The 21,038-nt window shown below is 62.2% G+C and carries 24 protein-coding genes; 5 read left to right on the top strand and 19 right to left on the bottom strand.

The window, feature by feature from the left end:
- Window positions 1–67: 67 nt before the first annotated feature.
- The 4 genes from ACFWAD_RS18225 to ACFWAD_RS18210 all read right to left on the bottom strand — a co-directional run bounded on the left by ACFWAD_RS18225 (window position 68) and on the right by ACFWAD_RS18210 (window position 5,190).
- Complete coding sequence (locus tag ACFWAD_RS18225; RefSeq protein ID WP_003945604.1) at window positions 68–2,611, bottom strand: ATP-dependent Clp protease ATP-binding subunit; 2,544 nt, start codon at window positions 2,609–2,611, stop codon at window positions 68–70.
- A 297-nt stretch (window positions 2,612–2,908) separates the two neighbouring features.
- Window positions 2,909–3,799 carry an esterase/lipase family protein gene (locus tag ACFWAD_RS18220; protein ID WP_378546270.1) on the bottom strand — a complete coding sequence of 297 codons (891 nt, stop codon included), beginning with the start codon at window positions 3,797–3,799 and terminating at the stop codon, window positions 2,909–2,911.
- Window positions 3,800–3,804: 5 nt separating this feature from the next.
- Window positions 3,805–4,746, bottom strand: coding sequence for an esterase/lipase family protein (locus ACFWAD_RS18215; RefSeq protein ID WP_378546267.1), 942 nt, complete (start codon window positions 4,744–4,746; stop codon window positions 3,805–3,807).
- 105 nt (window positions 4,747–4,851) lie between these two features.
- Window positions 4,852–5,190 (bottom strand): Lsr2 family protein, encoded by a 339-nt coding sequence (locus tag ACFWAD_RS18210; RefSeq protein WP_378546685.1) that lies wholly within the window; start codon window positions 5,188–5,190, stop codon window positions 4,852–4,854.
- 461 nt (window positions 5,191–5,651) lie between these two features.
- Here ACFWAD_RS18210 and ACFWAD_RS18205 point away from each other — a divergent pair, with 461 nt between their 5' ends.
- From ACFWAD_RS18205 to ACFWAD_RS18190, 4 genes are all read left to right on the top strand, one after another.
- On the top strand, window positions 5,652–6,086 hold the full coding sequence (locus tag ACFWAD_RS18205; RefSeq protein WP_378546264.1) for a hypothetical protein: 435 nt from the start codon (window positions 5,652–5,654) through the stop codon (window positions 6,084–6,086).
- A gap of 85 nt (window positions 6,087–6,171) precedes the next feature.
- The gene (locus ACFWAD_RS18200; RefSeq protein ID WP_378546261.1) at window positions 6,172–6,984 is read left to right on the top strand and encodes a hypothetical protein; all 813 of its coding nucleotides are present in this window, start codon (window positions 6,172–6,174) and stop codon (window positions 6,982–6,984) included.
- Window positions 6,977–8,197, top strand: coding sequence for a hypothetical protein (locus ACFWAD_RS18195; RefSeq protein WP_378546259.1), 1,221 nt, complete (start codon window positions 6,977–6,979; stop codon window positions 8,195–8,197). Before ACFWAD_RS18200 ends, ACFWAD_RS18195 begins: the two co-directional genes overlap by 8 nt.
- The gene (locus tag ACFWAD_RS18190; protein WP_378546256.1) at window positions 8,194–8,556 is read left to right on the top strand and encodes a hypothetical protein; all 363 of its coding nucleotides are present in this window, start codon (window positions 8,194–8,196) and stop codon (window positions 8,554–8,556) included. The genes ACFWAD_RS18195 and ACFWAD_RS18190 overlap by 4 nt, the downstream gene beginning before the upstream one ends.
- 63 nt (window positions 8,557–8,619) lie before the next feature.
- On the opposite strand, the gene lysS is transcribed toward ACFWAD_RS18190, so the two are convergent.
- Genes lysS through ACFWAD_RS18175 form a run of 3 tightly spaced genes read right to left on the bottom strand, consistent with a single transcriptional unit; the run spans window position 8,620 to window position 11,476 of the window.
- Entirely contained in the window at window positions 8,620–10,131 is a 1,512-nt protein-coding gene (lysS, locus tag ACFWAD_RS18185) for a lysine--tRNA ligase (RefSeq protein ID WP_116057298.1), read from the bottom strand.
- A gap of 11 nt (window positions 10,132–10,142) precedes the next feature.
- A complete protein-coding gene (locus ACFWAD_RS18180; protein ID WP_378546253.1) occupies window positions 10,143–10,646 on the bottom strand; it encodes a DUF1772 domain-containing protein in 504 nt (167 codons plus the stop codon).
- Entirely contained in the window at window positions 10,643–11,476 is an 834-nt protein-coding gene (locus ACFWAD_RS18175; protein ID WP_378546250.1) for an NAD(P)H-binding protein, read from the bottom strand. The genes ACFWAD_RS18180 and ACFWAD_RS18175 overlap by 4 nt, the downstream gene beginning before the upstream one ends.
- A gap of 80 nt (window positions 11,477–11,556) precedes the next feature.
- Between ACFWAD_RS18175 and ACFWAD_RS18170 the strand changes: the two genes are divergently transcribed.
- On the top strand, window positions 11,557–12,516 hold the full coding sequence (locus ACFWAD_RS18170) for an AraC family transcriptional regulator (RefSeq protein WP_378546247.1): 960 nt from the start codon (window positions 11,557–11,559) through the stop codon (window positions 12,514–12,516).
- 21 nt (window positions 12,517–12,537) lie between these two features.
- Here ACFWAD_RS18170 and ACFWAD_RS18165 read toward each other — a convergent pair whose 3' ends face one another.
- The 12 genes from ACFWAD_RS18165 to folE form a co-directional block, all read right to left on the bottom strand.
- Entirely contained in the window at window positions 12,538–12,960 is a 423-nt protein-coding gene (locus ACFWAD_RS18165; protein WP_003945445.1) for a rhodanese-like domain-containing protein, read from the bottom strand.
- On the bottom strand, window positions 12,957–13,517 hold the full coding sequence (locus ACFWAD_RS18160) for a cysteine dioxygenase (protein WP_378546682.1): 561 nt from the start codon (window positions 13,515–13,517) through the stop codon (window positions 12,957–12,959). The genes ACFWAD_RS18165 and ACFWAD_RS18160 overlap by 4 nt, the downstream gene beginning before the upstream one ends.
- Window positions 13,518–13,736: 219 nt before the next feature.
- Window positions 13,737–14,552 (bottom strand): type III pantothenate kinase, encoded by an 816-nt coding sequence (locus ACFWAD_RS18155; protein ID WP_230816726.1) that lies wholly within the window; start codon window positions 14,550–14,552, stop codon window positions 13,737–13,739.
- Window positions 14,553–14,555: 3 nt separating this feature from the next.
- A complete protein-coding gene (gene panD / locus ACFWAD_RS18150; RefSeq protein WP_003945761.1) occupies window positions 14,556–15,002 on the bottom strand; it encodes an aspartate 1-decarboxylase in 447 nt (148 codons plus the stop codon).
- A 27-nt stretch (window positions 15,003–15,029) separates the two neighbouring features.
- On the bottom strand, window positions 15,030–15,962 hold the full coding sequence (gene panC, locus ACFWAD_RS18145; protein WP_378546243.1) for a pantoate--beta-alanine ligase: 933 nt from the start codon (window positions 15,960–15,962) through the stop codon (window positions 15,030–15,032).
- Window positions 15,955–16,896, bottom strand: coding sequence for a Rossmann-like and DUF2520 domain-containing protein (locus tag ACFWAD_RS18140; RefSeq protein ID WP_378534888.1), 942 nt, complete (start codon window positions 16,894–16,896; stop codon window positions 15,955–15,957). Before ACFWAD_RS18140 ends, panC begins: the two co-directional genes overlap by 8 nt.
- Before the next feature lie 110 nt (window positions 16,897–17,006).
- Entirely contained in the window at window positions 17,007–18,128 is a 1,122-nt protein-coding gene (locus ACFWAD_RS18135; protein WP_378546240.1) for a DUF6779 domain-containing protein, read from the bottom strand.
- 68 nt (window positions 18,129–18,196) lie between these two features.
- A complete protein-coding gene (locus tag ACFWAD_RS18130) occupies window positions 18,197–18,664 on the bottom strand; it encodes a DUF3180 domain-containing protein (RefSeq protein ID WP_230816814.1) in 468 nt (155 codons plus the stop codon).
- Window positions 18,665–18,681: 17 nt separating this feature from the next.
- Window positions 18,682–19,185 (bottom strand): 2-amino-4-hydroxy-6-hydroxymethyldihydropteridine diphosphokinase, encoded by a 504-nt coding sequence (gene folK / locus ACFWAD_RS18125; RefSeq protein ID WP_378546237.1) that lies wholly within the window; start codon window positions 19,183–19,185, stop codon window positions 18,682–18,684.
- Complete coding sequence (gene folB / locus ACFWAD_RS18120; protein ID WP_378546234.1) at window positions 19,182–19,547, bottom strand: dihydroneopterin aldolase; 366 nt, start codon at window positions 19,545–19,547, stop codon at window positions 19,182–19,184. The genes folK and folB overlap by 4 nt, the downstream gene beginning before the upstream one ends.
- Window position 19,548: 1 nt before the next feature.
- Complete coding sequence (gene folP / locus ACFWAD_RS18115) at window positions 19,549–20,409, bottom strand: dihydropteroate synthase (RefSeq protein ID WP_378546679.1); 861 nt, start codon at window positions 20,407–20,409, stop codon at window positions 19,549–19,551.
- Window positions 20,410–20,414: 5 nt separating this feature from the next.
- Window positions 20,415–21,032, bottom strand: a complete 618-nt coding sequence (gene folE / locus ACFWAD_RS18110; RefSeq protein ID WP_019746783.1) for a GTP cyclohydrolase I FolE — start codon at window positions 21,030–21,032, stop codon at window positions 20,415–20,417.
- Window positions 21,033–21,038 lie beyond the last annotated feature (6 nt).

Genomic DNA, 21,038 nt, shown 5'->3' with positions numbered 1-21,038 from the left:
TCTCCCGTGATACACGAAACGGGCGGCACCGGTGAGGTGCCGCCCGTTTGTTACTTACTCTGCTGTACTACTCTGCTGCGCTTTCGCTTTCGCCGGCCTTGGTCAGCTCGATCGGCGGTGCGTCCGGCACGTCGATCGGCTTCTTGGTGGGCGTGAACGTGAACTTCGCGTCCTCGCCCGAGCCTTCGCCGTCCCAGTTCTCGACGTCGACGAGCACGATGTGACCCGGTCCGATCTCTCCGAAGAGGATCTTCTCGGACATCTGGTCCTCGATCTCGCGCTGGATGGTACGACGCAGCGGTCGTGCACCCAGTACCGGATCGAATCCGCGCTTGGCCAGAAGCGACTTGGCCTTGTCGGTGACCTCCATGGCCATGTCCTTGTTCTTGAGAGCCGCCTCGACGCGAGCGAGCATCAGGTCGACCATCTGAACGATCTGCTCGTTCGTGAGCTGATGGAAGACGACGATGTCGTCGATACGGTTCAAGAACTCGGGGCGGAAGTGCTTCTTCAGTTCGTCGTGAACCTTGAGCTTCATGCGCTCGTAGTTCGACTCCGTGCCCGTTCCCGAGCTGAAGCCCAGGCCGACTGCCTTGGAGATGTCCGAAGTACCGAGGTTGGACGTGAAGATCAGCACTGTGTTCTTGAAGTCGACGGTACGACCCTGACCGTCGGTGAGACGGCCGTCCTCGAGCACCTGCAGGAGGGTGTTGTAGATCTCCTGGTGTGCCTTCTCGATCTCGTCGAACAGCACAACGCTGAACGGCTTGCGACGCACCTTCTCGGTGAGCTGGCCACCCTCTTCGTATCCGACGTACCCGGGAGGGGCACCGAACAGACGCGAAGCGGTGAAGCGGTCGTGGAACTCGCCCATGTCGATCTGGATCAGAGCGTCGTCGTCGCCGAACAGGAAGTTGGCGAGCGACTTCGCGAGCTCGGTCTTACCGACACCGGACGGGCCGGCGAAGATGAACGAGCCCGAGGGACGCTTGGGATCCTTCAGACCTGCACGCGTACGACGGATCGCCTTCGAGACGGACTTGACTGCCTCTTCCTGGCCGATGATCCGCTTGTGCAGTTCCTCTTCCATGCGGAGCAGACGAGTGGTCTCCTCCTCGGTGAGCTTGAAGACGGGGATGCCGGTCCAGTTGCCCAGAACCTCGGCGATCTGCTCGTCGTCGACCTCGGCGATGACGTCCAGGTCGCCCGCACGCCACTGCTTCTCACGCTCGGCGCGCTGAGCGACGAGGGTCTTCTCCTTGTCACGCAGGTTCGCGGCCTTCTCGAAGTCCTGCGCGTCGATCGCGGACTCCTTCTCGCGACGCGCGTCGGCGATGCGATCGTCGAATTCGCGCAGGTCCGGCGGTGCAGTCATCCGACGGATGCGCATTCGCGCGCCCGCCTCGTCGATGAGGTCGATCGCCTTGTCCGGCAAGAAGCGGTCGTTGATGTAGCGGTCGGCCAGCGTCGCCGCTGCCACGAGAGCACCGTCCGTGATGGACACACGGTGGTGAGCCTCGTAGCGGTCACGAAGCCCCTTGAGGATCTCGATGGTGTGCTCGACGGTCGGTTCGCCCACCTGAACGGGCTGGAAACGACGCTCGAGAGCGGCATCCTTCTCGATGTACTTGCGGTACTCGTCGAGAGTGGTGGCACCGATGGTCTGCAGCTCACCGCGGGCAAGCTTGGGCTTGAGGATGGAGGCCGCGTCGATAGCGCCCTCGGCCGCGCCCGCACCCACGAGAGTGTGCAGCTCGTCGATGAACAGGATGATGTCGCCGCGGGTGTTGATCTCCTTGAGAACCTTCTTCAGGCGCTCTTCGAAGTCACCGCGGTAACGGCTGCCGGCCACGAGCGACCCGAGGTCGAGCGTGTACAGCTGCTTGTCCTTGAGGGTCTCGGGGACCTCACCGTTGACGATTGCCTGAGCCAGGCCCTCGACCACAGCGGTCTTACCGACACCGGGTTCACCGATGAGAACCGGGTTGTTCTTGGTACGACGCGAGAGAACCTGCATGACACGCTCGATTTCCTTCGAGCGGCCGATGACCGGGTCCAGCTTGCCTTCGAGGGCAGCTTGCGTCAGGTTGCGACCGAACTGGTCGAGCACGAGCGAGGTGGACGGCGTGCCGGCCTCTCCGCGGGTGCCACCGGTTTCGGTGGGCTCTTTGCCTTGGTAGCCCGACAGCAGCTGGATGACCTGCTGGCGGACGCGGTTGAGATCGGCACCGAGCTTGACCAGAACCTGGGCTGCTACGCCCTCACCCTCGCGGATGAGACCGAGCAGGATGTGCTCCGTACCGATGTAGTTGTGTCCGAGCTGCAGCGCTTCGCGCAGACTCAGCTCGAGGACTTTCTTGGCGCGCGGTGTGAAGGGGATGTGACCGGACGGAGCCTGCTGGCCCTGGCCGATGATCTCCTCGACCTGGCTGCGGACTCCCTCGAGGGAGATACCCAACGACTCCAACGACTTGGCTGCAACACCTTCGCCCTCGTGAATGAGGCCGAGAAGGATGTGCTCCGTGCCGATGTAGTTGTGGTTGAGCATCCTGGCTTCTTCTTGAGCCAGGACAACAACGCGCCGCGCGCGATCGGTGAACCTCTCGAACATCGCTCTCCCTCACACTCTCCGGCGGGCAGGTTCGAGACCGGATGTCTCGTCCCTGGTCGCCGCGTTTCGCTCCGGCACTACAGACTGATCGCCTCGCCGGTCAGCGGACTGACGTCCACGAATCGACAAAGGTTGCACGACCCCACTTATTACTCTAGAGGGCGCGAAGTCCACCTGCTGCTCCTCCACCCGATTGGCGGCGGAAGCCGGACTGCTTACCGTTCACAACGTCGCAGCTGAGGGAATCGTTTCCCGGTTCCTGTACGCCTGAAGCGAACAGCGATTTTCGACGCCTGATCAGCCGAATATCGGGAGTACCCGAGCGCACGGCACCTCACGCGGATTCGACGGATCCAGCGCGTTGAGCGTCAGAGTCGCTGTTCGTTGCGACGCCACCAGCGCGATGTGATCCGACAGGTCCTGTTCGCAACCGTCCTGAACAACTATGTTCGACGCGTTCGACGCGGCGAGTATTCCGCTGCTGTACGGAACGACCACTTGGTCGAACCGAGTCACGATGTTGGTGTACTCGACGTCGTCGGAGTAAACGCCGGCGTCGCGCAGTTCGGTCACGAAGGTGGCGTTGTCGAAATCCGGTCCCCCGACGCCTTCGGGCGGGCCGACCTCCGAGCCGTCCCACAACGGAGCGATGGAGACGATCGTGGAAACCTTCGCGTCGCCGCCGAGGAACTTGGCGTAGTACGCACTGACCGTCGTTCCCTGAGAGTGTCCGATCAGGTCGACCTTCGAGGCACCCGTCGACGAGAGGACGTCGTCGACGAATTCCGACAGTTGCCCTGCGCTGTCTCCGAGTGGCGCGAGACCACCGGCTGCGGAAATCGGCCACGGCTGGTCCGTTCGATTCCCGAAGGTGAGCGCGAAAACGCAGTACCCCTCGTTGGCCAGTGCGGGTGCGAGTACGCCCCAGTTGGTCTGACGGTTGGCTGCCGTCCCGTGCACGAGGACTACCGGATCAGGATGAGCAGCGGAAGGCTTGCATGAGAAATCGTTGGTACCGGGAGCCGATCCACCCGGGTTAGTCGCTTCGAGGGCGATTCCGCTGAAGAAGCCCGACGGAACGGGGAGAGGTTCGTTCGCCGACGCGAGAGGCGCGGCGGACGCGGCCACGGCCGCCGCTAGGAAGAGAGCGCCCACACATGTTCTGATCCCCACCGAAGGCCTCCGCATATTGCTCAACCCACGACGGGCAATACCGAGTTGCACGGTACCGGCCGCTGATGCGCGGGGTCGAGTGCATTGAGAGCAAAAGTCGCGGCGCGCAGCGATGCCGCGATGGCGAGGTGATCGGAGATGTCTTGCTCACAACCGTCCTGAACGACGATGTTGGTGGCGTTCGGCCCGGACTCGAGACCATTTGTATACGGCAGCACCAGCTCGTCGTAGCGAGTCGTGATGTTCGTGTAGTGAACGCCCGGCGCGTAAACGCCTCCCGCACGGAGATTTTCGATGAACTCCGAACCGGCTCCCATGTTCAGACACGCCTTGCAGATCGGGAATCCGGCCTGCGCTGCCTCGGATACCCCTAGTTCGCGAAGGCTGCGGCCGATACTTGCCTGCTCGTTTCCGAGGGTTCCCTTCCACAGCGATGCCACCGAGACGACGTTGTCCACTTTGTCAGCACCGCCGAGGAACTTCGCGTAGTACCCGTTGATGATCGTGCCTTGCGAATGTCCGATGAGATCCACCGACGTTGCGCCGGTAGCACCAAGAACTTGATCGACGAAATTCGACAATTGCGCTGCGCTGGAAGGAATTTCCTGCATTCCGCCGATGGCTGACAACGGCCACGGCTGCTCGGGGAAGTTGCCGTACGTCAGCGCGAAGACGCAGTAGCCCTCGTTGGCGAGCAACGGCGCATAGGTGGCCCAGTTGGTCTGCCTGTTTCCACCGGTTCCGTGAACGAGCACAACCGGATTGGGATGTTCGGCAGTCGGTTTGCATGAAAAGTCATTGGATCCAGGAGCTGAACCGCCAGGATTTCCCAACTCCTGAGGAACTCCTGCGAGGAATGCGTTGGGCACGGGCAACGGAGCCTGAGCCGAAGCCACGGACGTGAACCCGACGAGCATCAGAGCGGCAAGAACCACGCCCCCGAACAACCTGATTCTGTGCACGACCGACTCCTCTGCGAGAGATGCGAACCGTGCAGACGCTAACAAACTAGAACGCGTTACCAATCCGTTTCGGGAAAATGCGCCCGAATCCATTCGCGATCCATTTCAGACGGCCTTTTCGTAGGCTCGGCGCACCTCGGTGGAAATACGTCCCCGGGCCGAGATCTCGAAACCCGCTCCCTTGGCCCATTCACGGATGGCGGCACTCTGATCGCGGTCGGCAACCGGGCGCGATTTGGCCACCGACCCGTTGACCGATTTGGCTGAATTCGACTTTCTTGCATGGGGAATCCACTTTTTCAGTGCATCACGCAGTTCCGCGGCGTTGGCGGCGGTCAGATCGATTTCGTATGCAACTCCGTCGACGGAAAACTCGACAGTTTCGTCAGCGGGCGATTTCTTGTCCAGATCGTCAACCATCGTGACAACAACCTTTTTCACCACGACCATTCCTCCCCGGATCCTTCGATAAGCAGCGACAATAGCACCTGGACAAACGTCCTGTCTCGGCTGATCCGGATGATTGGGACTACTCACCACCGGGTATGCCGATTGACTTGTCTTGCGACAAGGACAGTGCCGATACACTCTTCGCGACGCATCGGGGGATGCATCCGGAGGGGGAATCATTCATCATGGGACACATCAGCAACGCACACACCGACGAACTCCCACCAGCGGAATCACTCGCAACCGCACTCGCCCCACCCGTCAACATCACAAGCACAACGCCGCCCCCACCACTGCCACCGGGATTCCCATCACTGGATCGACCACCACCCAAAATCGAGGTCGAACCCGGCCAACGCCAGCCCATAGCCACCAAATTCGGTCTCACATAAGACATTCCGCCAGACTGGCGTAACGGTTCGGACGCAATTGCCGGATGGAGCACGGCAGCGGGATTGATCGCCTTCGGTGCGATCGGCGAATATGCCTACGATTTCTGCGAGGCTTCCGACGGCGCAAAACTCACGATGACGGGAGCGACTGGACGGAACGGCGTCGACATCGACACCGCAGCACAAGAATGGGTCCACAAAGCCCAAGCAATCTTCACCGACAAAAAGGGCAACACCGCCAACGTCGCATACAGCAAGCCCACCGAATTCACCATCTCCGGACGCCCTGCGATCCGATACACAGCAACCGCAACAAATATCCCCGCCGACAACGAATGCGACCCGCCCTCCGCAACATTCGACATCGTCGAAACACCCAGTTACGCCACAGCCGAGGTCATGATCTTCCTCGTCCAATCGCATCAGGGGCTGCCTAACGCCCTCGCCCAGGACACGATCGACCAAATCATTTCAACAATCCGTCGAACAACAGATTGACGCGCTACCGCCTACCGACGTCGTTGCGCGGTAGACGGTAAAGTCCCCGGAACGCATCGGGGGATGCATCCAGACGGGGGGAATCATGACAGAAGACGGCTCGAGAAAAGACCTCTACCGAGCGCTACTCCGAATCGGCGGAGCCATCGCCGGACTCTACGCATTCTTTTTCATCATGGGACACATCAGCAACGCACACACCGACGAACTCCCACCAGCGGAATCACTCGCAACCGCACTCGCCCCACCCGTCAACACAACAAGCACAACGCCGCCCCCACCACTGCCACCGGGATTCCCATCACTGGATCGACCACCACCCAAAATCGAGGTCGAACCCGGCCAACCCCAACCCATAGCCACCAAATTCGGCCTCACATACGACATCCCGGCCGACTGGAAGAACGCCGCAACCTCAGCCGCTGGATGGAATACGAAATGGGGTCCGGTTACATTTGGTGCGCTCGGCCAGTACAGAAGAAACTATTGCTCGGCCGTTGATGGCAGCACCCTCGCCCTGACTGGGGCCACAGGGCGCAACGGCGTCGACATCGACACCGCAGCACAAGAATGGGTCCACAAAGCCGAGGCAATCTTCGCCGCCAAGAACGGCACTCGCGCCAGCATCGCTTACAGCGGACCCACGAATTTCACCATCTCCGGACGCCCTGCGATCCGATACACCGCAATCGCCACCAATATCTCGGCGGACAACGAATGCGATCCGCCCTCAGCACAATTCGATGTCGTCACCACACCCGGTTACTCCACAGCCGAGGTCATGGTCTTCCTTGTCCAGTCAGATCAGGGACTACCTGACACACTCAACCAGAGCACGATCGACCAAATCATCGCAACAATACGAAAGTCCGAAACTCAGGCGACCGCGCATGGATGAATCCTTTACCGCCGATTCGAGCGAAATCGCCGGGCTGTCGAAACTTGCTACTCAGATCGGCGAGGACGCTGGCGTCGGCTGCCGCTTGGTATTGCACCACACCGCTCCGTTCGGAGATTTTGATGGCGAGTTGATGCGACTACTCTCAACGCCACTCCAGACGTACACCGATGTCACCTACCGCCGCTATGCCAACTTGGCATCCGATTGCGCTACTACCGGCATGCATCTCAATCGTGCTGCGTGGATGTACCACGATCAAGAGAAGCGAAACTACGATGCGCTGAACGCGCACAGTGAAATGTCAATTGTGGACATGTCGCCCTACAATTCCGAGAATCCAATATCTGGCCCCGCCGTGCCGTACGACAGTCCAGCAGAGTTCAAGCCGGCAAACGCCGTCGACTTTCCACCACCCCAGTCTGCGACCGACGACATCCGAAAGGTCATCGCGGAATCTGCGGGGTGGGTGGGAGACGTCGACAACGGATTCAAGATTGTGACCGGATGGAGCCCGCTGGAACGACTGGTTGCACCGCTGAGCGGTAATTGGAACGAGCTCAAACGGATCGGCGACGCATACAAAACCGGCGGCGACGGCATCGAAAAATGCGGCTTGAATCTCGAAGACGGAACGAAGCGAGTCGGCGAGAGCTGGGACGGCCTTGCCGCCCAGTCGTTCGACGGATACTCACGCAAACTGTCGGAAGCGTTGAAATGGGAAGGCCCACACGGTCGAGTCGTCAAAGAGATTCTGTACGTTCTCTCGGATCAGATTCGACGCGGTGTCGAATCAGCCCTTCGATTCTTGGAACGAAAACTCGATGATCAGGTTCAAATTACCGACGGGACATCGGCGATGAAATGGGTTCTTCGCCGAGTTCCGTATGCCGGACCATCCATCATCACGGTAGAACTGGTCAGCGCAGCATTCTCGACCGCACAGAAAGTTCAGGAAATTGTCGACGATATCCGAGTCCTGGTCGAATGTTTGAAGGAGTTCCTCGATCTCGTCACCTCACCATCCGGCAAGCTGAGCGAGATGTCCGAACGGTTACTCGCACCGGTCGTCGACACACTCGACGACGCGAAGAAGAAGACCGAACTCGGCCTGTCGATCGCCGGTGTCGCGGATGCGGAGGGGGTGTTGAATACGCCGAAGACCGGCTACAACCCGGGGACCGGTCGCGATCCGTGGGCTGATGCCGTATGAACTCCGAGATACCTCCCGAGCTGCGCAGCAGCTACGACAAGATCATGAAAGCAGCGGCCGCGGTGGCCGATGCAGCGATCAAGTTGGACCGGGTCACGGACGGGGACTGGGACTCCCGGATCGACGTCACCGACCACTTGCTGAACTTTCTTGCCGACAGACCCGAAGCCTCAGCCGAACTTCGCCACTATGCAGCAAGGGTGGCGGCAGGCGAATGTCGTTGGGAACAAATCGAATCCCAACTTCGAGCGCTCCCTGCTGAACTGGTCGAGCTGAAGAACTCACCCAGATTCATCTGGTTCTCCGCACCGCCGATATCTGACGGGGACGAAGACTACGAACCGTACCGAATCCCTTAGGAGCGTCCCAACTGAAAAAGGTTCGGCCGCAACATGTGCGGCCGAACCTTGATCGAAGTAAAGCTAGCGAGCGGAAGGACGGACGATCGGGAAGAGGATCGTCTCGCGAATACCGAGGCCGGTCAAAGCCATCAGCAGTCGATCGATTCCCATGCCGGTGCCCGTTGTTGGCGGCATGCCCTGTTCCATCGCGGCGAGGAACTCCTCGTCCAGCACCATCGCTTCGTCGTCGCCGGCCGACGCGAGGCGCGCCTGATCGACAAAGCGCTCACGCTGAATGACCGGGTCGACAAGTTCGGAGTAGCCGGTCGCCAACTCGAATCCGCGGATGTACAGGTCCCACTTCTCGGTGACACCCTTCTTGCTGCGGTGATCGCGGGTCAGGGGCGACGTCTCGACCGGGAAGTCACGAACAAACGTCGGCACGTACAGCTGATCGCCGCACTGGTGCTCCCACAGCTCCTCGACAAGCTTGCCGTGGCCGTAACCCTTGTCCTTGGGAACCTCGAGGCCGACCTTCTCCGCCAAAGCGAGAAGCTCGTCGACCGTCGTATCCGGGGTGACCTCGGCGCCGATGGCCGCCGACAACGACGGGTACATCTCGAGAACCTGCCACTCACCACTGACGTCGTACTCGGAACCGTCGGCGAGAGTGAGGACCTGCGTGCCGAATGCTTCCTGCGCAACTTCCTGGACGAGTTCACGAATCATCTTCGCGGAATCGTCGTACGTGCCGTAAGCCTCGTACGTCTCGAGCATTGCGAACTCGGGCGAGTGGGTGGAGTCGACGCCCTCGTTGCGGAAGTTGCGATTGATCTCGAAGACCTTCTCGATACCGCCGACGACGCAACGCTTGAGGAACAGTTCCGGCGCGATACGCAGGTACAGGTCGATGTCGAGGGCGTTCGAGTGCGTGACGAACGGGCGAGCCGCCGCCCCGCCGTGCAGCGTCTGCAGCATCGGCGTCTCGACCTCGAGGAAGCCGCGACTCTCGAGCGCATTGCGCAACGCACGGACGACAGCAACACGCTTGCGGGCGTTGTCTCGAGCCTCGGGGCGAACGATCAGGTCTGCGTAACGCTGACGCACACGGGACTCTTCGCTCATCTCCTTGTGCGCAACCGGCAGGGGGCGAAGCGACTTGGATGCGATCTGCCAGGCGTCGGCCATCACGCTGAGCTCGCCGCGACGGGAGCTGATGACCTCACCGTGAATGAAGACGAAGTCGCCGAGGTCGACGTCGGACTTCCAGGCAGCCAGTGCCTCTTCGCCGACGCCGGCGAGGCTGATCATGGCCTGCAGCTGGGTGCCGTCGCCTTCCTGCAGAGTCGCGAAGCACAGCTTGCCGGTATTGCGCATGAAGATGACGCGGCCGACGACTCCGACCAACACACCAGTCGCCGTGTCCGGCTCGAGTTCCGGGTACTCCGCGCGGATCTGCGCGAGCGTGTGGGTGCGATCGACCGAAACCGGGTACGCCTCCTGCCCCTGCGCCAGGATCCGTTCACGCTTCTCGCGCCGGATACGGAGCTGCTCGGGGGTGTCGTCGACTGGCTGGGCTTCTACATCACTCACGGGGTACAAGACTACTGGGCCGTGTCCACCGCGTTTGTTGCTGGTAGCACCGCGGCCACCGCGAGCACGATTCCCGACAGCACGTACAGCCCGACCCGAACGTGATTCCACATAGTCCAGCCCGCCTCGTACGACGCCCATGCGGCTGCGTCGGTAGCGCTGACCGAGGCAAACGCGTCGTTGCGAGGGACGTGGTAGATCGCGGTCACCGCGAAGGACGCGAGCACCCCGACGCAACCGACAACAGCAAGGACCCAGCCGTCCGGCCTGGAGATCGATGTCCAGATTCCAGCGGCGATCGCGGCGAGCGCCGATCCGACCAGCGGCAGCATCAATGCACTACGCGGCGCTTCGACGTTGATCGCCTGCATCGACGTGATCGCGGTATGTGCATCCACCGACCGCAGGGCGGGCATCACGAAGGAAGAGAAGGCAAACAACGCACCACCGGCAACGAGCGCGCCGAGCGCAGTCACGCCGAGCAACAGCTCCAGAATGATCTCGGACTTCTTCATGACCAAACCCCTGTTCGAGCGGCCTCGGCGGCAAAAGTGGTGAAATCGCGAGCGGGTCGTTCCAGGACCCCTTCGACGACGCCGGTCACACTTTGATTTCGTCCGTCGAGAACCTCGACAAACAAGTAAGTGAGCAACTCCACGACATCACTCGGGACGCCGACTTCCGCCATGCCGTCGGAAAACTGTTGGAGTCCAATTCTTTCGAATGTCACGCGGCGACCCGACTCCGTCGAGATCGCATCCACTGCTGCCGCAAAAGTGAGCAACTCCGGACCTGTCACCTCGAGGACTTGGCCGAGGAGATCGGTTCGAGTCAATGCGGCCACCGCCACGTCGGCGAGATCGTCGACGTCGATGAAGGGCTCCCCCACCTCACCGACCGGAAGTGCCAGGTGGCCTCCCCTGATCGGATCGAGCAGATACCCCTCACTGAAGTTCTGGGCAAACCAACTGGCCCGCACCACAGCCCATTCCAGACCGCTGTCGGCGAGAACCTGTTCGGCTTTCTGCGCCGCGGGTTCACCGCGCCCGGACAGGAGCACCATGCGGCGAACCCCTTCGCGATCCGCGAGATTCGCAAACTCCTCGATGTGTGTGCTCGATCCCGGAACAGCCAGATCTGGCGCATACGTCACGTATGCCACTTCGGCGCCGGACACCGCGGGCCGCCACGTCGTCTGATCGTTCCAGTCGAAAAGTGTCCCGGATGTTCTCGACGCGATTCGGGTACGGATTCCCACCGCCGTCAGCCTCTGCGCAACGCGCGCACCGGTCTTGCCGGTACCACCGATCACCGCTGCCGACTGAATTTCACTTGTTGAAGTCATGAACTCATTCGACCGCGCGACGGCAATACGATCCATAGCCGAAGGTCGCAAAAACATACGCCAGCGTCTACCGTCGAATTATGGATGCATTGTCGATGATGCTGGCCGGGTCGCGGGCGGAAGGTGCATTTCTATTGCGCTCGTTGCTCGATCCGCCGTGGTCGTTACGTATCGAGGACCACGCACCCGTCACCGTGCTGATTCTGGTTCGAGGCACGGCTGTTGTCGTCTCCGACACCGGACAGACCGAGAATCTCGGAGCCGGCGACGTGGCACTTCTGCGAGGTCCTGATCCCTATACCGTCGCTGATCAACCCGGCACCCCAGTCCACGTACTCATCGACGAAGCGCAGAACTGCGCCGCGGTCGACGGCACACCACTCGAGGACATGTCAGTGCTCGGGGTTCGCACTTGGGGCAACTCGACGAGCGGCGAGACCGTCATGCTCACGGGCACATACCGTTTGGACTCCTACGTCAGCCGCCAGATCCTCGACAGCCTGACACCCGTCGCGGTCGTGCGACGCAGTATCGAAACCGAGCCGATGACAACGCTTCTGGAGCAACAGATCGCCTCCGACGGCCCCGGGCAGGAGGTGTTGTTGGACAGGCTCCTGGACCTGGTCCTGATCTCGGCGGTCCGAACGTGGTTCGCCGAGAACCCGGATCGATCACCGCGATGGATCAAGGCCTACGAAGATCCAGTCGTCGGACATGCCTTGCGGCTCATGCACAATCGGCCGGAACACTCCTGGACAGTCGCGAGCCTGGCTCAGGAAGCCGGCAGTTCGCGAGCAGCCTTTGCTCGCCGTTTCACCAACCTCATGGGAATCGGGCCGGTTGGATACCTGACCGAGTGGCGACTGTCCGTGGCCGCGGATCTACTGGCAGACCCCGGGCGAACGGTGTCGTCGATCGCGCGAGAAGTCGGCTACTCGAGCCCTTTTGCCCTCACAACCGCGTTCACCCGCCACCACGGAGTGAGCCCGAAGATGTACCGCCAGACCCGCTGTGCGCCTTTATTAACCGCCCGCGGTTAATAAAGGCGCACAGCAAATACCTCAGTGAGCCGAAACCGCCGCCAACTCGCGGGAGCAATGACGAACTCCGCTGAGCGCACCGAGCAGGCCGGCGGCCTTGATCGCCTGGTACCCGCCCACCAGATCGGTGGCCTTGTGCAGGCCGAGCTGCTGCAACGACGCTGCGGCGAGGCTCGAGGTGTAACCCTCCGAGCACACGATCACCCACTCGACGTCGTGGTCGGTGGCCAGCGCAAGGTGCGCGCTACTGGTGGGGTCGAGGCGCCATTCGAGCACGTTCCGCTCGATCGCGAGTGCGCCGGGAAGAGTTCCCTCGATGGCACGCTGCGCCTGCGGGCGAATGTCGACGAAGATCGCGCCGCGGTGGAAGGCTTCGGTGAGCTGGAAGACGTACATACGATCGATCTGTGCGCGAGCGTCGTCGAGCATTTGGTCGATGGTCATTTGGTGCCCCCCTCGGGCAGGTCGGTCAGCTCGGTACGGGTGCGACGAAGTGTCCGGTGATCCGTCACTTCGTAGAAGGACATTGCCGTCAGCGGCGGCGAGTAGGCGTGAACACTCAGAGTCGGTGCATCAGAGCTGATTTCGACCGGAGCACCGGGAGCATCCGTCGAACGTACGACATCGTGAACCCATCCGAGCGGGAACGAAGCCTGATCGCCGGCGTCGAGCTGGCGTTCCACCAGGGTGTCACCGGCCCAACGGAATTCGGTGAGAGAGCCACTGAGAACGGTCAATGCGCCGAACGAGCCTGCGTGGTCGTGCAATTCGGTATTGCGTTCGGGTACCCAGCTGATGAGCCACACATCGACGTCGTCGTCCGCGTGCAGGCGGGTGGACCAACGGTCGAGCGTCGGGAAGGCGTCGGGGATGAGGTGATCGAAACGGCCGTCGAGCACGCCGTTTGCTCCCTCGTCGGTCAGTCGCAGCAAATCGGCCGGGCGAAGGCGGGTGGGCAACGAGGCACCGCTCGGGCGACGTCCGGAGGGCCCACGATTGATGCCACGACCTGCGGAAACAGTGCGATCAGCAGTAAGAGTCGGGGCCAAAACAGAGAGATCTGCAGAATATGTGGATAGCACGAGCTAGCTCCAAGGAGTGTGAATTGGTCAAGGCAGCGGTCAGCCTCGACAACACTCCTGAGCACCCATGCAGCGATTCACGAGCACCATTGTGGCATAACTTTCGTAATCGCGAAACTGCTGGAGCAAAACCATCGATCAGGCGACCGGTCGTCGACCGGATCCGCGACGCGCCTGATTGCGCTCGAAGACCAACCTCAGCCCTTCGAGGGTGAGGTCGCGTTCGAAGTGATCGATGGTGTCGGATTCGGGGATGATCAGCGGTGCACTGTCCCCGGTTGCGATCACGGAGACGTCGTCACCACCGAATTCGGGCAGTTCGTCGCGTACGCGGTTGACCAGTCCGTCCACGAGGCCCGCAAAGCCGAATACCGCGCCGGACTGCATGCATTCGACGGTGTTCTTCCCGACCACCGAACGAGGACGCACCAATTCGACCTTGCGCAACGCAGCAGACTGCGACGCCAAGGCGTCGGTCGAGATCTCGAGCCCGGGCGCGATACAGCCGCCCAGGAACTCACCCTTGGCGGAAACGACGTCGACACAGGTCGACGTGCCGAAGTCCACGACGATGCACGGACCCTCGTAAAGATGGTGCGCGGCAAGGCTGTTGACGATCCGGTCGGCTCCGACTTCTTTGGGGTTGTCCACCAGCAGTGGCACCCCGGTGCGCACGCCCGGCTCGACCACGACATGGGGAACATGACCCCAGTACCGCTCGAGCATGACGCGGATCTCACGCAAGACGGATGGCACCGTCGACAGTGCGGCGACGCCGGCGATCTGATCGACATGGGTACCCAACAGCCCACGGAAGGTCAACGCCAACTCGTCGGCAGTCATCCGAGGGTCGGTTCGCATTCGCCAGTCCTGCAACAGCTTCGAATGCTCACCAGTTCCGGAAAACAGACCGAGAACGATGTTGGTGTTCCGCACGTCGACCGTGAGCAGCATGGATTACACCAGACTGGATTCGCGCGAGGCCTCGAGTGTCGACAGCATGCGCGGGGTGATCAGACCCGAACCCTCCGGCGCGTGAGCCGGGTCGGAACCGAGTTCGATCTGCTTGTTGTCGGCATCGACGAACACGACGCGCGGGGAGTACTCCTTGACTTCCTGCTCGTTCATCACGCCGTAGGCGATGAGAATGACCAGGTCGCCCGGCTTGACCAGATGCGCTGCTGCACCGTTGATTCCGATGACACCAGTTCCGCGCTCACCGGCGATGACGTACGTCTCGAGACGCGCGCCGTTGTCGATGTCGACGATGCACACCTGTTCGCCTTCGAGGAGGTCGGCGGCATCCATCAGATCCTGGTCGACGGTGACGGAGCCGACGTAGTGCAGGTCGGCGTGAGTCACGGTGGCGCGGTGGATCTTCGACTTCATCATTGTGCGAAACATATCCAGGTCCTTACTCGTGAAAAGTGCTCAGTGAGACAGCAGGTCGTCGATGGCGTCGGCGGACGGATCGGTGTCACGCTCGAGGAAGCCGGTTCCCACGGCAACACCGACATTGTCGATCAGACGGGTGGTTCCGAGCTTGGCGGCCACCAACAGTCGGCCGTCACCCCGCTCGGGAGCGGGGCCCAGATCGACGCCCCGAACCTCGAGGTAGTCGACCTCGATTTCCGGAACAGCTGCCAGGACAGCGCGTGCGGTTTCCAGAATTGCCTCCGCTCCCCCGGCCGCCGCGTGTGCGCCGGCGATCAGAGCTGCGGACAGCGCGACCGCTGCGGCGCGCTGGCTCTCGTCGAGGTAGCGATTGCGAGAGGACAACGCGAGGCCGTCGAACTCGCGGACCGTCGGTACTCCGATGATCTGTACGTCGAAGTTGAGATCCCACACCATCTGACGGATGAGCGTCAGCTGCTGATAGTCCTTCTCGCCGAAGTACGCGTGATTGGGTGCCGCGATCTGCAGCAGCTTCGCCACGACCGTCAGCATTCCCGCGAAGTGAGTGGGGCGTGCGCCGCCTTCGAGTTCGCCACCCAACGGTCCGGGCACGATGGTGGTGCGCTGACCACGCGGGTACATCGTCTTGGCGCTCGGCGCGAACACCAATTCGACGCCCTCGGCGCGAAGCAGGTCGAGATCGGCATCGAGAGTGCGCGGGTATGCGTCCAGGTCTTCGCCGGCACCGAACTGCAGCGGGTTCACGAAGATGGAAACGATCACGACGGCGCCGGTGACCTTGGCCTGACGAACCAGTTCGATGTGGCCCGCGTGCAGCGCACCCATCGTCGGAACGAGCGCCACCTGGCGCCCGACTCCACGCAGTGCCCGCGAGACGCGCCGAAGCTTGTCCGGATCGTGGTGCACCGTCAGTTCGCCGCGCTTGTATCCGCCCTGCAAATCACTCACGACGGTCACCTCCCGTTTCAGTCAAGATGTCGAACAATTCGGTGGGGGCGCCCACCCGCTGGGCCGATCGCAAGGACATCGCTCGATAGCCGGCAGCGAGCTCCGGATCCAGTTCTGTCAGTACGCGCAAATGTGTGTCGACGGCAGCGGCATCGCCGCGTGCCACCGGGCCGGTCAACGCCGAGGGACCGCGTCGTAGTGCGTTGTCCAGGGCGGCCGACAACAGCGGTTGCAGGACACGCTCGGCCACTCCACCCGGATCGCCGTCTATCAACTGCTGACCGAGCAACTCGTCACCTTGCAACGACGCTCGCAGCGCCTCGACAGCGTCGACAACGAGGGTGACCAGGTGATTACTGCCGTGAGCCAGGGCAGCGTGGTAGAGCGCGCGGTTCTCCTCGCGCACTCGGACCGGCTCGCCGCCGATCTCGAGGACGAGAGACTGCGCGATCGCGTATCCGATGTCGTCGCCGGCCGTGATTCCGAAGCACGCCGACGACAGCCGCGCAGTGTCCTCGTCGTGACCGGTGAACGTCATCGCCGGATGGATAGCCAAGGGCAGTGCGCCCAGTTCGGTCAGCGGAGCGAGGATGGCAATACCGTTGGCGCCCGACGTGTGGGCGACGAGCGTGCCCGGCTTGACGGCTTTCGTGGCCGCGAGCCCTCGGACAAGATCAGCAAGCTGGTCGTCCGGAACAGCGAGAACCAGCAGTTCGGAGCGAGCTGCGACGTCGGCAGCCGGAAGAATTTCGGTATCGGGAAGCCGCTTCACAGCGCGGGCGACCGAGGCACTGGAGACTGCGGAGCAAGCGCTGACAACATGACCGGCTCGCTCCAACGCGGCACCGACAGCTGTTCCGACCCGGCCTGCGGAGACAATTCCTACCGTCAATCGCGCAGGTGCAGGTCCATTAGTGATCCCGAAGGAAGTCACCGGATTCCTCTCGTTCGTTCCAGTCCCGCTCGGCGGGTACCAGACGTTCTGCGTCCGAGGATATCCTTCGCCCGAACCGTCATGCCATGGCCAGGCGAGTGATCTGCGACTCAGTCCTCTCGGCGACGGCGTCGACCGGAGCCTTCGGACGGGTTGGTCGAACTCAGATTTGCCATTATTTCGGCGACGGTCAATCCGTTGGAATGAGCACCACTTGCGGCATCTTCCGGGGCAGCGCGACGACGACGGCGCGGCTCGGCGTCGGGCTCAGGTTCTGTTTCCGCAACAACCTCGGGAACAACCTCGGGCGCCTCTTCGACGACGGCGTCTTCGATGACGGCGTCTTCGATGACGGCGTCTTCGATGTTCGGGGCCTGGGCGGGAGCCTTGATTTCTGGCTCGACCGGCTCCGGATCCTTCTCCACCGGAACATCTTTCGCCGTTCGTGTCGGCGAGGAACTCACAGAACTCACCGGAGAATTCTTCGGGGCCTGGTTCCGGGTCTGATCCTGGGGCTTCTGCGTCTCCTGCGGCTTCGGCGTCTCCTGCGACTTCTGCGTCGGTATGACGCGCGGCGCCACGAAGCTGCTGTCGCGCCACGACGTCTCCGCGAACACGACGGTTGTCTCAGCAGTCACCGGATCGTCGTTGGGCGAAGCCAAGCCGCCGACGTTCGGTGCCGGTTGGCTGGGCCCGCTCTGGCCGGCGCCGGGAACGTACAGTCCCGACGGTGCCGGCTGGTACGCACCGTACGAACTACCGCCAAGTTCCGGTACTCGCGTCGAATCGGTCTTGAGCGCGGTCTGTTCGGGCAACAGTCCACCTTCGAAAAGCGCTTCGAGGTTCCGGCGCAGCGCGACCAATTCGGCGCGCAGCCCGGCCAGTTCCTCCGCGTCGGCGGTCACCTCACGACGCACACGGCCTTCGACGCTCAGTTCGTACTCGCGTCGAGCAGAAATTTCACGCTCGAGCTGCAGTTCGTACACGGTCTGCAGATCGGCAACCTTGGCTTTGTCCAGTGCCGACTCACGCCGATACTTGGTCATGGCGATAGCGCCGAGGGTGGCTGCCCACAGAGCGACGACCAGTCCCACCCGAAGAAGCTGAACGCTGTTGCTGAAGATCAGGAACAGCGAAGCAATGACAGCAAGTGCCAGAAGAGCAGCAATGATCATCTGGCTCGCGCTGCGCTTGCTTCGGCGCGCAGACTTCGATCGACCAGAATTTGTCATGGTTGCCAGGGTACTTGCCGAGACCGGGGTCGCCACGTACCTCGGTGGGTGATTTGCCGACCAGGCTGTCAGTGCGCCGGCTCGTCAGGTGTATCTTCCGGCGTCTTGCAACAATGTTCGAGCCACAGAGCTGCCGCTACCAGCGCAATTGCGGCGCCCAACCCCACCCACGCGCCCGGCGTGTCGGAGGCCGCGGCCTGCAGAACCGAGCGCTGTGGGATGAGATACACCAGCACTCCAACCCAGACACCCACGGTAGCTGAACCGACCAAAGCGGATGCTTTTGCCAATGCCAGCGCGCGGGCGGCAGTGATCGGATGGAGTTGTCTGAGCCCGTCGCCGACCTGACGATTCTTGACGCGCGCACGAATGACAAAAGCGAAGACGGCTTCGGCAACGGCCACGAAGTACAGCGACGCTCCCGCATAAACAGGGATGGGCGGCATCGAACCGTAGAACACGCGAATCAGAATCCAGGTGGCCACGGCCGCAACCGCGGCCAGAACCGCGAGTTCACTGATCCGGGTCGGCTTCAAACCCTTGTCTTGTTCGGTCACCGCGCAAGCACCACATCGGTAGTGCGCACACCTTCACGTTCGCTGCGATCGAGGCCGCCGAGAATTTCTGCCACCGACAACTTCCGACCGTCGACGATCAGCGTCGCATCAGGCTCGACGTCCAGCCAGGGAACGAGCACGAAGGCACGAAGATGAGCCCGGGGGTGCGGAAGTGTGAGTTCGGGATCGGAACTGACGACGCCTTCGCAGTCGACCACGTCCACGTCCAGGCTTCGGGGTCCCCAACGCTGTTCGCGCACCCGATCTGCGGCTTCTTCGAGAGCTTGCGAACGGCGAAGCCATTCAGCACTGTCGGCCTCGGGGTCGTCGACCACCAGCACCGCGTTGTAGAAATCCTGCTGCTCGACGCCACCCCACGGCGCCGTCGAGTAGACCGGTGACACAGCAACGACGGCGCTGCCCAACCCGTCGACAACGGACTGCAAGTGAGCCACGCTGTCGCCGATATTGGAACCGATCGACAGAACAGCGCGCGTCATGCCGACCTGGTCCGATGTGCGACGACGGCGACGTCCGCGAAGACCAGCGGAATCGGCGCCGACGGCTTGTGGACCACGACCTCGACGCTCTCGACTCGCAAATCCTTCATGACGCCGTCAGCGATCTCGGCAGCGACGGTCTCGATGAGATCGCGCGAAGGGCCGGCGACGATGGCTGCGGCGGCTTCCGCCAACTCGCCGTAGTGCAGGGTCTGGGTCAGATCGTCCGACGCCGCGGCGGGCGCCAGGTCCATCCACACCGTGATGTCGATGAAGAAGTCCTGACCGTCACGCTTCTCATGGTCGAACACTCCGTGATTACCGCGTACCTTCAGCCCGCGCAGTTCGATTCGGTCCCCCATGTCAGGCCCTTTCTCGTCCACGGTTCCAGGCGTCGACCACGGCAATGGCGTCGAGCGAGGCTTGTGCGTCGTGCACCCGAACGCCCCAGGCGCCTTCGCGCGCTGCAAGGGCGGAGACCACGGCCGTCGCAGTCTCGCGGCCACCAGGTGGACGCGGATTGCCTTCGGGATCGCTGAGCAGAGACCCGAGGAACCGCTTACGGGAAGCGCCGACCAGGACCGGGAATCCGAGTGCGTTGAACTCGGGCAGGGCCCGCAACAGAGCCCAGTTGTGGTCGGCGTTCTTCGCGAACCCGAGGCCGGGATCGAGGATGATCGACGACGAATCAACGCCCGCCTTCAACGCCAGGTCGACCTGCGACAGCAGTTCGTCACGGACGTCTCGGACCACGTCGTCGTAGTGATCGGCACTGCCACGATGGACGTAGTCGCGGGCCGAACGCCAATGCATGAGGATCCAGGGCACTCCGGCGTCGGCAACCACGGACGCCATGTCGGGGTCCGCGCGACCGCCCGAGACGTCGTTGACGATCCCCGCACCCGCTTCGATCGCGGCTGCGGCGACAGAAGCACGCATCGTGTCGACGCTGACGCGGATTCCCGCAGCAACCAGTTCTTCGATCACCGGGGCAATACGGTCAGCCTCGAGTTTCGGGTCCACTCGGGTGGCACCGGGACGCGTCGACTCACCGCCGATGTCGACGATGTCGACGCCAATGCGTTGCAGCTCTAGCCCACGAGAGATCGCCGCGTCACGATCGAGGAATTGGCCACCGTCGGAAAACGAATCGGCGGTGACGTTCAGAATCCCCATCACGACCATCCGGGCCGGATCGCTGTCTGCAACGGAAGCCGCGGACATCTCGCTCACTTACGAAGGATGAGGTCCAGCGCTTCGGACCGTGAGGCCGCGCTGGATTGCAGGAGCCCACGAACCGCAGACGTGGTCGTGCTGGCTCCGGGCTTGCGGATACCGCGCATCGCCATGCACAGATGCTCGGCTTCGATGACGACGATGGCTCCACGCGGGTCGAGCTTGCGCATCAATGCGTCCGCGATCTGACTGGTCAGGCGTTCTTGAACCTGCGGACGCTTGGCGTACAGGTCGACAACACGCGCCAGCTTCGACAAACCGGTGACCTTGCCGGACTTTCCCGGGATGTAGCCAACGTGGGCGACGCCGTGGAAGGACACCAGGTGGTGCTCGCACGTCGAGAACATCGGAATGTCTCGCACGAGCACCAATTCCTGGTGACCCTCGTCGAAAGTCGTGTTCAACGCGTCGTCGGGCTCGGAGTACAGACCCGCGAAGATCTCCTTGTACGAGCGCGCCACCCGGGCCGGCGTATCGAGCAGGCCTGGGCGCTCCGGATCTTCGCCGACCGCGATCAACAATTCCCGTACGGCAGCCTCTGCCCGCGCCTGATCGAACGGGCGGCCCGTTCCGAGCGACACCAGTTCACTGGCCACATCATTCACCGACAACCGAAC

The organism is Rhodococcus sp. NPDC059969, from assembly GCF_042738325.1.
GTDB lineage: Bacteria > Actinomycetota > Actinomycetes > Mycobacteriales > Mycobacteriaceae > Rhodococcus_F.
This window is presented reverse-complemented; position numbering and strand designations above follow the sequence as displayed.